Consider the following 14703-nt stretch of genomic DNA (forward strand, 5'->3'; position numbering starts at 1 on the left):
CTCTTCCGGCCGATTCATGTCATAACGCACTTACAGCCTTTTTCGATCAGCGTTTGTTTGATCCTTTTCAGCTCGGATCGATCAGGGATGTTTTCCTTGGTCAAGGTATACTTCTTATCGAGCGAAGCATATTTGCCTTCGCCGTATTGATGATAAGGAAATATCTGTATCTCTTTACAGTTTTTTAACGATTTGAACAGTTTTGCCAAAGCATCAAGGTGACCTTCGTCGATGTTGATTCCCTTTATCATAATGCAACGCAGGATCGTTTTTCCACCCATGCGGTCGAGCGCAAAAAGGTTTTCAAGAATCAAACCGTTATCGACTCCCGTATTCGCTTTGTGTCTTTCGGGATTGGTGTCCTTTACATCCCAAAGGAAAAGAGCAACCGATTTTTTCAGCCTCGGCAGGTATCTCGGGTCGAACGAGCCGCAGGTCTCCATCACGACGTTGATACCCTGCTCCTTGGCTTTTTCCGCAAGCAGAACACACCCTTCGCCGTGATACATCGGCTCCCCTCCCGACAAAGTCAACCCACCGTCCCTACCGTAAAACGCTTCGTCTTTTTTGACTTCCGAAATAATTTCATCCAAAGTCAACGTCCTGTATGCGCTTTCGAGCGCACCCGAGGGGCAAGCATCGCAGCATTTTAAACACCCGACACAGTTCTCGCGTAAAACGAGGTGCTCTTCCGTAATAAATCTGTGGACTTTGCCGGGGCATACGCCCTCACACGCCTTACATCCGATACACAAAGAAGGCGTATAAAAAAACTGCGGCAGAGGCGTTTGTGCTTCGGGGTTGTGGCACCACTTGCAGTTTAACGGACAACCTTTCAAGAACACCGTAGTCCTGATTCCGGGTCCGTCGTGCGTCGAAAAGCGCTGTATATTCGTGATCGGAAGCCGAATCCCGTTTTCATCCTTCATGTTCTGTCCTTCCTATGATCATATCCTGCCACTCTTTCGTGAGCGTCACAAAACGAGCGTTCCAACCGGAGACTCTGACCGACAGCGTTTTATATGCCTTTGGATCCTTCTGCGCGGCTCGCAAGGTGTCCGCGCTTACGGTATCCATCTGTAAAAAGTATCCGCCCAAATCGACAAATCCGAGAATCAGCGACTTGATTGCGGCAACACCGTTTTTACCCGACAAAGCGGTCGGAGAAATATTGATATATAACGCCGTGCCCGTTACCATTTCCGAAAGGTCTGCTTTGCAATAAGAATTGATGACCGCCGTTGCACCAACGGTATCCGTTCCGGGGGTCGGTGACGAATTGCCAGCCAGTACAGCGCCTTGATACGCGCCGAAAGGCGTCGACAATCTTTGTTTTGCCCACTCGATCTGCCTTCCGAAAGTCGAAACGCCGGCAGGAAAGAGAAAATTCACCTTCGTATCGAACTCACGGCAAATCAGATAAAAATCGTGAAGTATTCTAGCGTATATCCCGTCAACTTCGTCGTTGTCCGTGCCATAATATTGATAAGACAAAATACGATTTCTTAAAGCCTCGTTACCTTTCCAATCGTTTTTAAGAACGGTCATAAAAGATCCGAAAGAAACGATCTTTTCATCAAAAACAAGTTTCTTGATCGCATATAGACTGTTAACGGTATCCGCAATACCACCGATATGAGGAGATAAAACGGAATACTTGGCGCCACCGTTACAATATGACTTTGCGCTTTCTATACAATCGTTCTCAAAAAGCGATACAGCCGAGCAAGGAGTCTGTGAATTGAACCAACGGTAATACGGGTTGTCGTCGGGATTGTCGATATATTTTTCTACCGATGCATATAGTTTTCCGACCTCATCGCGAAGATCGGAAATATATTTATGATACAACTCTTCAAAATCGGCAAATTCTATATTTTCATAATCGTTTAAAGTAACCTTCTGCAAGAGGCAGAGCGAATCGAAAGAATGATACTCGAACCGGGTTTTTCCGGGAACCTGAACTTCCCAACAACCGTCGTTTGCAAAATCGCGGGCGTCTCTTTCGGGATAACCGTAATTTGTCATCGCCTTGATAACGAGCTCTTCGTTATATAAAGCCACCACCCCGCCGCCGTGGCGAATTACGCGTGCGACTTTATCGAGTAGTCTGCGGGACGTATTTTTATTGACCCTTACGGAAACCGGGTAGTCCGATATGCCGAGTTCTTCTATGATATCGAGAACAAGATATGTCACCTCGTTGGTAACATCATTTCCGTCCGCATCGATACCCGATAAAACAATGTTTTGATAATGCTGCGCGTCGCCGCTGCCAAGCGGAGTATCTTTTTGTATCCACTCCGTCCCCTTAATAAAGAATGATGCTAAAATCTCCCTTGCTTTTTCTTTCGTCAACAGACCTTTTTTTACATCATTTTCATAGTATTTGCCGAGCATTTTATCAATTCTGCCTATACCCGGGAAATTCCCTGTCAAACGAAGAAACGAGAATATAAACCAGATCGACTGCACCGCTTCGTGAAAAGTCCTTGCAGGTTGAAAAGGAACCTGCAACAAGTTTTCATAAATATCCGGTTTCAGATCCTTAACGGCCGCAAGATAACGCAAGTGATAAATTTTAAGGCATTTTATCACATTTCTCAGACTGAACAATAATTTTTTCTGTTTGTCCGAAAGGGTGCAGTCTTTTAGTCTTTCTTCAATCTTTTCCGAATAAAAATCTATGCCTTTATCAAGCGTCGTTTCATAATCCGTCGTCAGATGACTAATGGAAGAAAAAACAAATTTATTTTTGTAAAAAGCGGGCACGCGATGCCATATAGCCGCGCCGAGCGTTGCGGATCCGGAAACCAGTTCTTCCTCACAAATCCGTATCGGTGCTTCTCTTGCGATTTTTTCAAGTAAAAAGTCATATTTTTCGATCGGTGTAAGCTCTTCAAAAGAAGGATCGACAACATTCAGATATGGCGTCTCCATTGCTTCTGTCCCGTATTTTCCTTGCAAGGATTCCCAAGCCCATTTCCTTATTTTTGCAGACAACCGAATCGGTCTTTTTACGCTTGACGCGGTAGGAAAAACCATACTTTAACTCCTTTATAACAGGACACAATTCTAACACAATACACCCTTTGTTCTTTTCAATTATGCCATATTTGCAGAGAATAATCAAGTGGTTGGGGGAAATAAGTTTATCAGGATCAAAGTTTTTTTATAGACCCGGTTTTGACCTGTATCGTTTGCCTATTGAATACCCAAAAACTCGAAGAAGCCATTATTTCAAGCACTTTTAAGGCAAAACAAAAGAAACGGCTATTCTATCAGAATAACCGTCTCTTTATGGTCGGAGTGTTCATAACGCAAGTGAATTTTATGATGAAATCCGGCGCGATACACATTCCGATGCCCGACCGTAACAACCGTTCGACTTATCTGAAACAACAAAAACAAAGAAATTTTGGAGGTTTCAGATCATGAAAGAATTAAAGAAGTATATCATTGACGAAAAGACCGGGCTGAAATATGAATTAGTGGGCGATTACTATTATCCCTGCCTGAAAGCACCGGAGACACCAAAGGTCGGCAGATTCGGAATGATGTATCACGATTATCTGCGTAACCATAAGCGGGCTACATATTCGGGGCTTATGCTGTCGGGCAAACTGAAAGAGCAGATCGAAGAGGTTGACCGGCAAGCGGAAGAACTGTTTTCTCAGTTGGTTGAGCAAATGATACAGGCTGAGGGCGTAACCGAACAATTAAAAGCCGCCGACCAGATGGAATGGGTGCGCAGGATGAACAACATCCGCAACCGCGCCGAAGAGATCGTGGAAAGCGAGGTGGTGTTCGCATGACTTTACTTGAAAACTTATGGTACGGGAACGTCCATCCGGTCGAAGAATTCCTCGAGGGGAATAAAGAGTACAAAAACCTACTTCGCATTGCGGCAAAGGATCAGGAAAGACTCAGCGCTTCTTTATCCCCCGAGCAAGCCGTACTGCTTGAGAAATACGAATCGGCGGTAAAAGAAATGAACGCTACGGCAGAGGTCGAAGCGTTCTCCTACGGATTCCGGCTCGGCGTCCGGCTGATGATCGAGACGGGCGTTCCGCTCATGCAATAGGCATATATAACGCACAGCGACGGGAGGAATCCCGCCGCTGTCTTCATATAAACTTTCATAGGATTGTAAAAAGCGCACCGAACGTATCAGCGTTTTCCCCGAAGGCAGTAGATTTTGTCACAATCTTATGATATAATGATATGAGATAGAAGCCGAATATGAAAGAAAAGAGAACAGCCTATGATAAAGAGATTGATAACGATTATACTAATCTGCTCAGTGATCGTTTCGTCGATTGCTTTGCTGTCGTCTTGCGATAAACCCGATGCCGGACAGACGACTACAAGCGATACAGGAGGACAGGAGCAGCCGCCTGAGCTCACCGACGGACGAACCCTGTTCATCTATATGTGCGGCTCGAATCTCGAGACGAAACAGGGGCTCGCCGGAAAAAACATTGACGAGATACTCGCGGCAGATGCAGGCGATCTGAATATCGTCATCCAGACGGGCGGAGCCAAGACCTGGCGCTCCCACGGGATAAGCAATACGGCGGCGCAGCGGTATGAAGTCAAGAACGGCGAACTTATCCTCCTCGAGACGCTTTCCCAACTCAATATGGGTCAAAGCGAGACGCTTTCCGATTTTCTCAAATGGGGACAGGATAAATACCGTACAAGGAATAATATGCTTATTCTCTGGGATCACGGCGGCGGGAGCGCAAAGGGCGTATGCTTTGACGAAAATTACAGCTTTGACGCACTGACGCTTGCGGAATTGAAATCGGCGTTTGAAAACGTGGGACTCTACACAAAATTCGATATCATCAGCTTTGACGCCTGCCTGATGGCGACGATAGAGACCGCCGACTATATCAAGGATTTCGCCCGGTACCTTGTCGCCTCGGAGGAGATCGTTCCGTCGGGCGGCTGGGATTACAAAGCGGTCGTGGAGTCGTATTCGTCAAAAGAGGATCCGACGGAGGTCGGCAAGGATATCTGTGATTCCTTTATGGCGAAATGTGAAAAGAGCAAAAAAGCGGATATTTCCACCCTTTCCGTGATCGATCTGTCGGGGCTGGATCCGATATTTGAACGCCTTGATTCCCTGGGACGGGATTTGTCGGAATACGTCGGGAAAGATAACGCCTTTTCAAAGGTGATCGCCGCCGCGAAACGGTGCGAAAAGTTCGGCTACGACAGCGTTTTCAAAGGAAGCTCGAACATGATCGACTTTCTCGATTTTACAAAGCTTCTCGCATTGAGTGATTTCGACGAGTTTGTTAAGATGTACGAGATCGTGGAGGCAGCGGTCGTCTATTCGGTAACTGCTGAGGAGAGAAACAACGGCGGGATCTCTTTCTATTATCCTATTGACTATAACGAAAAAGAAATCACCGAGTATATTTCTCTCGGCGTATCCGAACCGTATAACGCGTTCCTCTCCACCTATTATCTGAATGCACCGAAACAGACTGTCACTTTTTCCGACAAGGGCTCCGTGGCGGAAAACGGCGCTTTCAAGGTGTCGCTGACGAAGGAGAGCAAAAAGTATCTCTCCACGGTGACGTATAACCTGATCGAAAGGGACGCGGACGGTACGGAGCGAATCTTGTATTCGGATATCGATTTCGAAAGCGACTGGGACGATCTGACGTTTTGCTCTGCTTTCAAGGGAACGCGCAGACTGTATAACGGTCACCCGATCTGTTACGCTCCCGTGCGCATAGAAGAGACCGTGATAGAATACAGCGCCCCAATCTCGATCAACGGCAGAAAAGGTAATATGCACTATCACTTTTATCTGAACAAAGGCGAAGAAGAACGCTTTTACGCGCCGCGAAACTGGAGCAGTATGAAGGAAAACTGGCTGCCGAACGAGTTTTACAACCCTTGGGAGGGAGATACCGTTCAGGTGGCGGAATGCCTTATCAGAAACGGAGACGAGTATATTCCGGTATTCGGCGAAGAATTTGAAGTGAAAGAACTGGAATTTGAGGAACTGTTCAGTGAAATAACCGAAGTTCCTCTTTCCGGAAGCACATATTATTACGTATTCGTCGCCACCGACATCTTTGGCAATACGTATTATTCGGATATGGCGACTCTCGAAATGGAATACAACTACGACGAGTTGCTCAATAATCCGTTGCCCGACGGCGTTTTCGCGGGAAAGGTAACGAAGATCGAGCCCTATCACATTGATTGATCCATCCGTTTTACAAACAACGCCCTTTGCAGATCGATTTCTGCAAAGGGCGTTGCTGTTCTTATGATTATGAATCAATATCGCATTAAAAAATATATATAACCTTGAGTCCAGTTATAGTTATAGCCGATGTAATCATTAGTTACACCGGTAATAGCTCTGTCATTAGATATTTGACGGATATAAACGCAATGATTTTTTCCCAACCAGTTATCCTCATATGTGAACACTAAACAATCGCCTATATAAAGACCCGCGGAACGAAATTCATCTTTCATATACCAATGCTTCATTCTCGCAAAGAATTCGTTGATCTCCTCAACAGTCCAGTTTTTGGATTTTTTGATAGTACTTTCGTTATTTACCCCCTGCGTTGTTACATAAGTAGACACCTTGCAGCCGAGGGTATAGCAATAAGGATAATAAGATTGATCCGTCTCAACCATTTTATTTACAAGGCTCACATCGACTCCATCGTTGACCCCCTTTGTACCGATACACATATATACGTAATATCCGCCGGCGCCCTGATTCAGGTCTCCTGTGAGTTTGCTGTCGTGGGGAATGCTGCGGCTTGCCGCCGAAGAACCTTTCAGGATTTCAATACCGGAGACAGCCCTCTTGGTTTCCGCCGTATTCTTGAAGTAATACAGATAGAGTCCCTTGCTGTTCGATCCGCAGCCCCTGTTCAGGTTGCCGGGAAGTCCTTTGAAGAAGTCGTCCCCGGTATATGGCGCGGGGTATCCGGTTCCAAGCCCGTCAACGGTTATACTCTCCTTATATTTATTCGCTATATAAAACCCGGATATCGCTTCATCGAAATGCTCGGTCGTTTTATATCCGAGGAAGATATAACAGCCTTTTTTTGTACCTGCGTTCAGGTCACAGCCGCTGTAAACCGTATATCCTTCATCGATCAAATATTGTCTGGCTTCTTCTCCGCTTGTATTCGAGCCGGCGATTTTAATATCACTTATGTATATTCTCGCTTCCGATTGCTGCGCGATATGTAATTTAGCTTTAATTTCGCTTGCAGGACGCCCGCTGACCTTCCAGATGGAAGAGTCCAGTGCTTTTTGGAATGCGGCGCCGATCAACGCGTAGCGATCTGAATCGGGGTTGGCTGCCACTTTGAAGTGAAACGCCAAAACGGAGATCGCGTCGGCAAGGTTGTATTGAATCGTCACGCGGTTGGCAAGCCGAAAATCGTAGGTTTGCGAATCGAAGTTGTAGGTGTAAGAGCACAGCTCGTCATAAAAACTGATGGGGTTGGACGCCACGGGCTTATCAAGCGAACTGCAGATATTTTTGAAAGCGACCTCCAGATCTCTGATATAGTCGTTATAGGAAGCGTACTCCGAAGGGCAGTTCGGATCGGCGATTTGAGCGTTGAGATAGTTCATGACCTTGACGTTATACTGTGCGGCTTCTTTGTCGGTCATACCGTCAACATCGGGCAGATACTCTTTTCGCAGCCTCTCTTTTTCCGTCGCGACCTGCTCAATCGTCATGCCGGTATAATCAGGTGTAACGCCTGCCTCCTCAAGCGCCATATCAAGCGCGGCGCGTTTCTGAATGGCTCTTGTGACGTCGATCGTATGGTTGAACTCGATCAGCAGTGCTTCAAAATCGTCGATTTTGCTCTTGAGTTCTCTTTTTTCTTCCTCTCTTGACAAAACCTTAGTCAAAAGCACCAGATCGCCGATCGACTTTTTGATATCGGTGATGCCCGCTTGGATGTTATCCAGTTTTTGGTCCATAACGGCAAGTTGTTCCATTACTTGTTGGTGTTCGGATTTTACAACTCCCGTAATTTCCAACACACTCTTTGCAATGTTGAATACCGTGCCGGCATTGCCCGCCCAGTAGCAGATGTTGCCGAACGTGGTGTTTTGACCTCTGGTGAATTTCTGTATCTCCAGCAACGTATCGGTATTGAGCGATACCTCTCTGCCCAGTGATTCTGCTGAATAACTGCGGCTGTAAGTATAATCATCGGAAGTCTTTGCGCCCCATGCGTTTGTAACGGCTCCGGCTTTAACGGTAACTGCGCCGTCAAACTGATAGTTTTCCTCGGTAAAACCGCCGTTCGGCACTGAAATGACGAGGGTGGCAAGATTATCCGCATCCACGGTCACAGATTTGACCGCCGCGCCGGCAAATTCGTCGCCCAAAGCAATTTTGTCAGCAGTAAAAGTACTGTCGGCAGTACCGCCGTAAATATAGAGTTTGAGCGTTAAATCAAAGTTTTCGCCATTTTTCTCGATATAATCGAAAACGGGATAGAAGGTCGCTTGTGATAAGTGAACTTCAGTTTCGTATGCGCCAAGCGTCATTTTTTTGCCGTTGATAAAGTCGACAAAATCGTTGATACTTGCAGCGTTTTCAACTGTAAGGGAGAGCCGAACCCTGTTGTCATCTGTCTTGGTCAACGCTTCCACGGTCGCGCCTTCCACGGTCACATTGTCTTTATTGAGGGTATCCACGTCAGCAACGCCGTATACCATGAGATCAGCGGTAACTTTGCCGTCGGCATAAGAAAGGGACGAACGATCAAAACCGGCATAGTCCATTTTGACGTTGATTTTGGCGGACACGTCGGCATAGCCGTTTTTGATGCCCGAGGATTTAACGCCGACGACGCCCCATTGATAAGCATCGGCTTCGTTTTTTGTAAACGCGCCGCTGATTTCAAGCGTCAGGTTGCGGCTGCTCTTGGAAACGATCTCGCAGTCGATCTTGGCAAAAGCGTTATCGAAGAAGAGATCTTCCTCGCTCAGTCCGTCTTCAAACTCGGCGCCGCTGATGGCAAGCGCAATGCGGAACCGCTCGGTGCCGAAGTAAACGCTATCCACGTCGGGCGTAAGCGCGATCTCCGGAAAATCCACGTCAACGTACACGCAAGCGTTGATATTTTTGAGCGATATGCAATAACAATCTGTGGAAAAATCCGCAGCGTACTTATCGGTGAAACTGACGTCATAGCCGCCGTTCGCGTTGGCTTTGACGCTGTCCACCGCAGCCATCAAAGGAAACAACTTCTCTGGGGTCGGTTCTTTGATTTCATCCGTCGGGGCGTCGTTCGGATCCAAATACCGAACTTCAACGTTGTCTGGCGTCAGTCCGTCAAGTTTGATTATATCCGAACTGATCGTCGTGGTATAGCTGCCGCTCTTGCTGAATTTAACCGGAGTGGCGGTGATGGTTGCCTCGTTTTCCGTCTCATCGGTGTTCTGTTTGCACGCCGCAAGAGCGGGCACGAGCATCAGCACCGTGAGCATGAGCGCGAGGATTTGCTTCATTTTTTTCATATATGTACTCCTTTTAAATGATTTACAATGAAATTGCGGGCTTGTTTACTTCACCAGAACGGCAAAATGCGGTTTTTCGGGCAGGTATTTGATCTTCACCGTATCGCCCACACGGATGCGCCCGGGCGCGTGATCCAGCTTGGCTTCCACCGTTTCTCCCTGCGGATTCCGATAGGTCACGTAGTGGGTGTAGGTATAGTCCACGCCGTCCTCGGAAGAGACGGTCCGTTCCTCTTCGATCCGCGACACGACGGCGTCTGCCTCTACGCCGTTTTTGCGGATCTTACGGTTTCGGATCACGATGTAGATCACATATCCGATGATCAGCGCCACAACCGCACCGAACAGAATGTATTTCAGCATAATATTAGTATCCCTCCTCAAGGGGCATTGACGGGATGTGTGCGGATGGTGCATCCAGACTATGCCCGCAATCCATATGCTAAAAACTATTATATTATAGCACATTTGCTTCTCTTTTTCAAGATTCAAAGATGAAATTATAATGAACAGTCGCTGCAATTTAAAATTGTCTCAGCGCAATCTTGTCGGTAAACACCGACAACCGAGAAAAAAGGCGTGCTTTTTTTAATTTTACCTCTTGACAAGCGAACGTTTGTTCGCTATAATGATATCTGTGATTTTGTCGCTTTATGCGGGAAAAGCACGAAAACTGAATATCGGTGTCAACATATTTGCGGGTTTCACGCCCGACAACGCGGCGGCAGGCTAACGAAATTGCCGCACACATCCCATCTGCCTTGGATCACGGGCTGGGATGCAAGCCGTAAGTGATCCCGGACTCTTAACAGGAGCCGTTACATAGACACACTTTTTAAAGCGAGGTAGTTGTCTCGCCTTTTGGTGTTTCTATGCAACGGCTCCTTTTTTGTTCTTTGACAACTGAATAGCCGTCCGAACGGGATATGACTTCGCCACGACGCCGAAAGGTCGAGCGAAGCGACGCTGCGGTGAGATTCCGGGGCAGGCACACAAAAACGACGTTCGGGTAAAACGGCAAATGTAAATGTATTGTTAAGATTTCGGGAAACGGGTGAATTTTGCCATTTCTCGCTGCCTACATAGTGAGGGAAACATATAAATCCGTTATTAAATAACTGCCCCCAGTTTTGAGATCGCAATTACGAATACTGCGCCCACCTTGCGGAAAGTGACTGTCAAATTTGACTCCCGATCAACGAAAGGATGCTCGGGCTGACTGCCACTTTTGCCCCCTATGACGGATATGACGGATGTGACGGATCATTCGCCATATACCGTCCGTACATCAAAATTAAGAAAGGACGTGAAAGAATGTCAAAACGCAAAACACGAAATACCGTTCTCTATGAGGGCGAAAGAGAGGAGGTGACAACGATATGAACGGACTGAATGTAAGCAACCGTATGCAGGGCTTCGATATCATTGACGCCGATACGCTGATGACTAAGCCCCTGCCGAAGAACCGCTTTCTTGTGGAAGGGCTTGTGCCTCAGGGAGTGAACATCCTCGCGGGCGCGAGCAAGACCGGCAAGAGCTGGCTGATGCTGGATATGGCTCTGAAGATCGCAGCGGGCGAGCCTTTGTGGGGATTGGAGACGACACAGTGCGACGTGCTGTATCTCTGCCTCGAGGACACCTATCAGCGTATCCAGGAGCGACTGATGAAGCTGACCGACGAAGCGCCGCAGAACCTGCGATTCTCGGTGGCGGCAAAAACGCTGTCGAACGGACTGGAGCAGGATATTTCGGATTTCCTTCATTCCTACCCGTTGACGAAGCTAATCATCATAGACACCCTGCAAAAGATCCGCGCGCCGAAGGTCGGCAGCGTCGGCGGCGTTTACGCGAGCGACTACGAGGATATGTCGGCGCTCAAGAAGATTTCAGCCGAGCGCGGCGTTACAATCATGCTCGTACACCATCTGAGAAAGCAGAAGGACAGCGACGTGTTCAATCAGATCTCCGGCTCCACCGGGATTATCGGCTCGGCAGATTCGGCGTATGTGATGATGCGCGACGCGCGCGGGAGCAACACGGCTCTGCTGATCGCCACCGGACGCGATATCGACTACCAGCAGTTTCGCATCAACTTTGAAAATCTGCATTGGGTGATGGTCGAGCGCAAGGACGGAGAGGAGTTGAGAAAGGAACGTATCCCGCAATTCCTTTTTCAGCTGGTGGACTTCATGAAGGACAAGCCGGAATGGTCGGGTACGACGACCGAGCTTCTCGCCGCGCTCGGAGACGAGGAGACCTCGCCCGTTTCGGCGGCGAAATCCATCGTGCATTACTACTATGAAATTCTGTACCCGGCGGGGATCGATTTCAAGGCGACGAGAACAAGCAAAGCGCGGGTACTGAATTTCAAAAAGCGTGACGGATGTGACGGGAGTGACGGATAAATGGCTATATAACCAAACAACCGTCACAAGCGTCACAACCGTCACCAGTGTGGAAAGTTTTAACGGGGTGCAGGGAGACTTTTACAAAAGTCTGCACTGCCGGGAAGACGACCGCAGTCGTCGAGGGCGGAGCCCTGAACGCAAGAGATATTCTGCGCCCACCGGGCGCGAATATCCGCAGCGGTAAGCCGCCTCGCAGAGCCCACGACCATGACATCTTTGCAGCTCTGCTGAAAGTGTCATAGTGGGTTACGCGCTTTGAAAAAGCTGCGTAACCGCGAAGCGAACCATTGTAAGAAAAATTTGAAAGGAGCGATGAACTATCGCAAGAAGAACTACAGCGTCGCCCGCGTAAAGGCGTACACGACGGACGGCGTAGGCAAGATCGAACGCCATAACGAACGCAAGAACAAGAACTACGGGAACCTGAACGTCGTACCGGAGCGGTCGCCGATGAACGTCCACTTCAAAGATCCCGGAGGGATGACCTACAACGAAACGCTGAAAAAGATGCTCGAAGAAGGCACGGCATCCCGGCGCGGTCAGAAAGAAAACGCAAAGGTGTTTGACGAAATGGTAGTGGATATCAACACGCAGTATTTCGAAGAACACGGCGGCTACGATTACGCCGTCCGCTTCTATGAGGAGGCGTACCGCTTCGCCGTAAGCGAATACGGCGAAGCGAATATCATCTCCGCCGTTATGCACGCCGACGAGCTGAATAAGGCGATGACCGCAAAATACGGTTATCCGGTGTATCACTATCATATGCACATCGTGGCGATACCCGTCGTTGAGAAAAAGGTACTCTGGACGAAACGGTGCAAAGATCCGAAGCTCGTCGGAACGGTCAAAGAGACGATCCGGCAGATCAGCCATTCAAAGAAATGGAAATCCGCGCCGAAGCTCGACGAGCGCGGAGAACCCGTGAAGAATCCCGATGGCACTCCGGTGCTGGTCACGTCGTACAGTCTTTTGCAGGACAGATTCTTTGAGCACATGAGCGGAGCCGGATTTGAAGATTTTGTCAGAGGCGAGCGCGGCAGCACGACGGAGCATCTTTCCTCGCTCGACTATCAGATCAAAAAGGACACAGAACGACTGAATGAGATCAAAGCGAAGATCGAAAAAGAGCAGGTCGTATATGATACCATTCATCCGGAGAACAAGACCTTTATGGAGATCGACGATATGGGCAAGAAAGGCATCACCGGCAAGTACACCGTTGCGAAAGAGGATTACGACGCGCTGACGTCGCTTGCCAAAGAGGGCATTTCAAGCCGAGGCAGGATCCGCGATCTGAAGGAGGAAAACAATCGTCTTCGCAACCGCGTATGGAGTCTCGAAAGCCAAATAGAGCGTTTGCAGGACTATATTCAGCGCCTTGAAGACTTTTGCCGTCCGTATCTGGAAGCGATGAAACGATTCCCGGAGAAGGTCAAAGAATTCTTTACGAACCTGCTGAAGCCAAAGGAAAAGGCGAAGGAGCAGGAGCCCGAAATCCAAATCAAACCGAAAAGAAAGAAAAAGGAGGAAATCAGCCGATGAACGAAGAGAGATTCATCGTAGGGATCGGACAGGGGGATCACGAATACACCGTCAACGGGGTGAAATATATCGTGAATCCGGTATTCAGACCGTTCGATTTCAAAAACTTCAAGGACACCCTTGCAGACGCTGTTGAAAGGTACTTGAAAAACGATCTCGCAGAGTGGACAAATGACGAAAAAGGTGGTATAATGAGCACGGAATGTGTATCGACTGCCGGAAAGGAGGACTAATGCAGTCGAACAAGAAAAAACAAAACGCGGGGGTCACCGCTCTGTACTGCCGTCTGTCCCGTGACGACGGCACCGAATGCGAAAGCAATTCCATCGCCAATCAGAAGAAGTATCTCGCTCAGAAGGCAAAAGAGTACGGCTTTACCAACACGAAGTATTACCTTGACGACGGATACACGGGTACGAACACCAACCGCCCCGGATTCCAGTCGATGCTCGATGATATCGATATGGGCTTCGTCAGCGTGGTAATGGTCAAGGACCTGTCCCGTCTCGGTCGTGACTACGTGGCGGTCGGCTCGTTTCTCGACAGCTATTTTCCCGAACACGGCGTCCGCTTTATCGCCGTAAACGATATGGTGGACAGCGCCGAGGGAGAAAACGAGATCGCACCGTTCAAGAACGTCATGAACGAGATGTACGCGAGGGATATTTCGCAGAAGATCAAAACGTCTCACAGACTTCGAGGCAATATGGGAGAACCGCTGTCACCGCCGCCTTACGGGTATATGAAGGACCCGCTGAATAAGAAAAAGTGGGTGATCGATCCGGAAGCGGCAGGCATTGTGCGGGATATCTTCCGTATGTGCATCGAAGGCAAGGGAAACGAGACCATCGCCCGTCTTTTGCAGGAGCGGCAGGTGCTCGTCCCGATGGCGTACTGGCAGAGCAAGGGGTTGCCGCGCGGAGGCAAGAAAACGCAAGAAAACCCGTACAAGTGGTGCAAGACGACGGTGGCGAAGATCCTTTCTCAGCAGGAATACTGCGGCGACGTGATCAACTTCAAGTCATACTCGAAGTCTTTCAAGAACAAGACGCGCATCCCGAACGATCCGTCCAAGTGGAAGATCTTCAAGGACGTCCACGAGCCGATCATCAGCCGCGATGTATTCGAACAGGTACAGGCGCATATCGCAAAAACGAAGCGCCGCGCGCCGAACAAGAAACTGGCTGAGAAGAATATGTTCTGCGAC

11 protein-coding genes are annotated in these 14703 nt (G+C 48.4%); 7 read left to right on the top strand and 4 right to left on the bottom strand.

Annotated features, from left to right (window positions below):
• Positions 1-14: 14 nt before the first annotated feature.
• Positions 15-929: a glycyl-radical enzyme activating protein gene (locus J5441_08195; GenBank protein MBO4935126.1), complete on the bottom strand. Its 915-nt coding sequence runs from the start codon at positions 927-929 to the stop codon at positions 15-17.
• Complete coding sequence (locus J5441_08200) at positions 919-3045, bottom strand: hypothetical protein (GenBank protein ID MBO4935127.1); 2127 nt, start codon at positions 3043-3045, stop codon at positions 919-921. The genes J5441_08195 and J5441_08200 overlap by 11 nt, the downstream gene beginning before the upstream one ends.
• Before the next feature lie 389 nt (positions 3046-3434).
• Here J5441_08200 and J5441_08205 point away from each other — a divergent pair, with 389 nt between their 5' ends.
• The 3 genes from J5441_08205 (at position 3435) to J5441_08215 (ending at position 6232) form a co-directional block, all read left to right on the top strand.
• A complete protein-coding gene (locus J5441_08205) occupies positions 3435-3815 on the top strand; it encodes a TnpV protein (protein ID MBO4935128.1) in 381 nt (126 codons plus the stop codon).
• Positions 3812-4084, top strand: coding sequence for a hypothetical protein (locus tag J5441_08210; GenBank protein MBO4935129.1), 273 nt, complete (start codon positions 3812-3814; stop codon positions 4082-4084). Before J5441_08205 ends, J5441_08210 begins: the two co-directional genes overlap by 4 nt.
• 180 nt (positions 4085-4264) lie before the next feature.
• Entirely contained in the window at positions 4265-6232 is a 1968-nt protein-coding gene (locus J5441_08215) for a hypothetical protein (protein ID MBO4935130.1), read from the top strand.
• 74 nt (positions 6233-6306) lie between these two features.
• Here the strand turns inward: J5441_08215 and J5441_08220 are convergent, their stop codons facing one another.
• Positions 6307-9543 (bottom strand): hypothetical protein, encoded by a 3237-nt coding sequence (locus J5441_08220; GenBank protein ID MBO4935131.1) that lies wholly within the window; start codon positions 9541-9543, stop codon positions 6307-6309.
• Positions 9544-9588: 45 nt separating this feature from the next.
• Entirely contained in the window at positions 9589-9906 is a 318-nt protein-coding gene (locus J5441_08225; protein MBO4935132.1) for a DUF3592 domain-containing protein, read from the bottom strand.
• A gap of 1016 nt (positions 9907-10922) precedes the next feature.
• Here J5441_08225 and J5441_08230 point away from each other — a divergent pair.
• The 4 genes from J5441_08230 to J5441_08245 form a co-directional block, all read left to right on the top strand.
• The gene (locus J5441_08230; GenBank protein ID MBO4935133.1) at positions 10923-11948 is read left to right on the top strand and encodes an AAA family ATPase; all 1026 of its coding nucleotides are present in this window, start codon (positions 10923-10925) and stop codon (positions 11946-11948) included.
• A 315-nt stretch (positions 11949-12263) separates the two neighbouring features.
• Positions 12264-13496: a plasmid recombination protein gene (locus J5441_08235; GenBank protein MBO4935134.1), complete on the top strand. Its 1233-nt coding sequence runs from the start codon at positions 12264-12266 to the stop codon at positions 13494-13496.
• Positions 13493-13729 carry a hypothetical protein gene (locus tag J5441_08240; protein MBO4935135.1) on the top strand — a complete coding sequence of 79 codons (237 nt, stop codon included), beginning with the start codon at positions 13493-13495 and terminating at the stop codon, positions 13727-13729. Before J5441_08235 ends, J5441_08240 begins: the two co-directional genes overlap by 4 nt.
• The coding region (locus J5441_08245) for a recombinase family protein (GenBank protein MBO4935136.1) at positions 13729-14703 on the top strand (975 nt) is incomplete at its 3' end. The genes J5441_08240 and J5441_08245, both read left to right, overlap by 1 nt.

The organism is Clostridia bacterium, assembly GCA_017620395.1.
GTDB lineage: Bacteria > Bacillota > Clostridia > Oscillospirales > RGIG8002 > RGIG8002.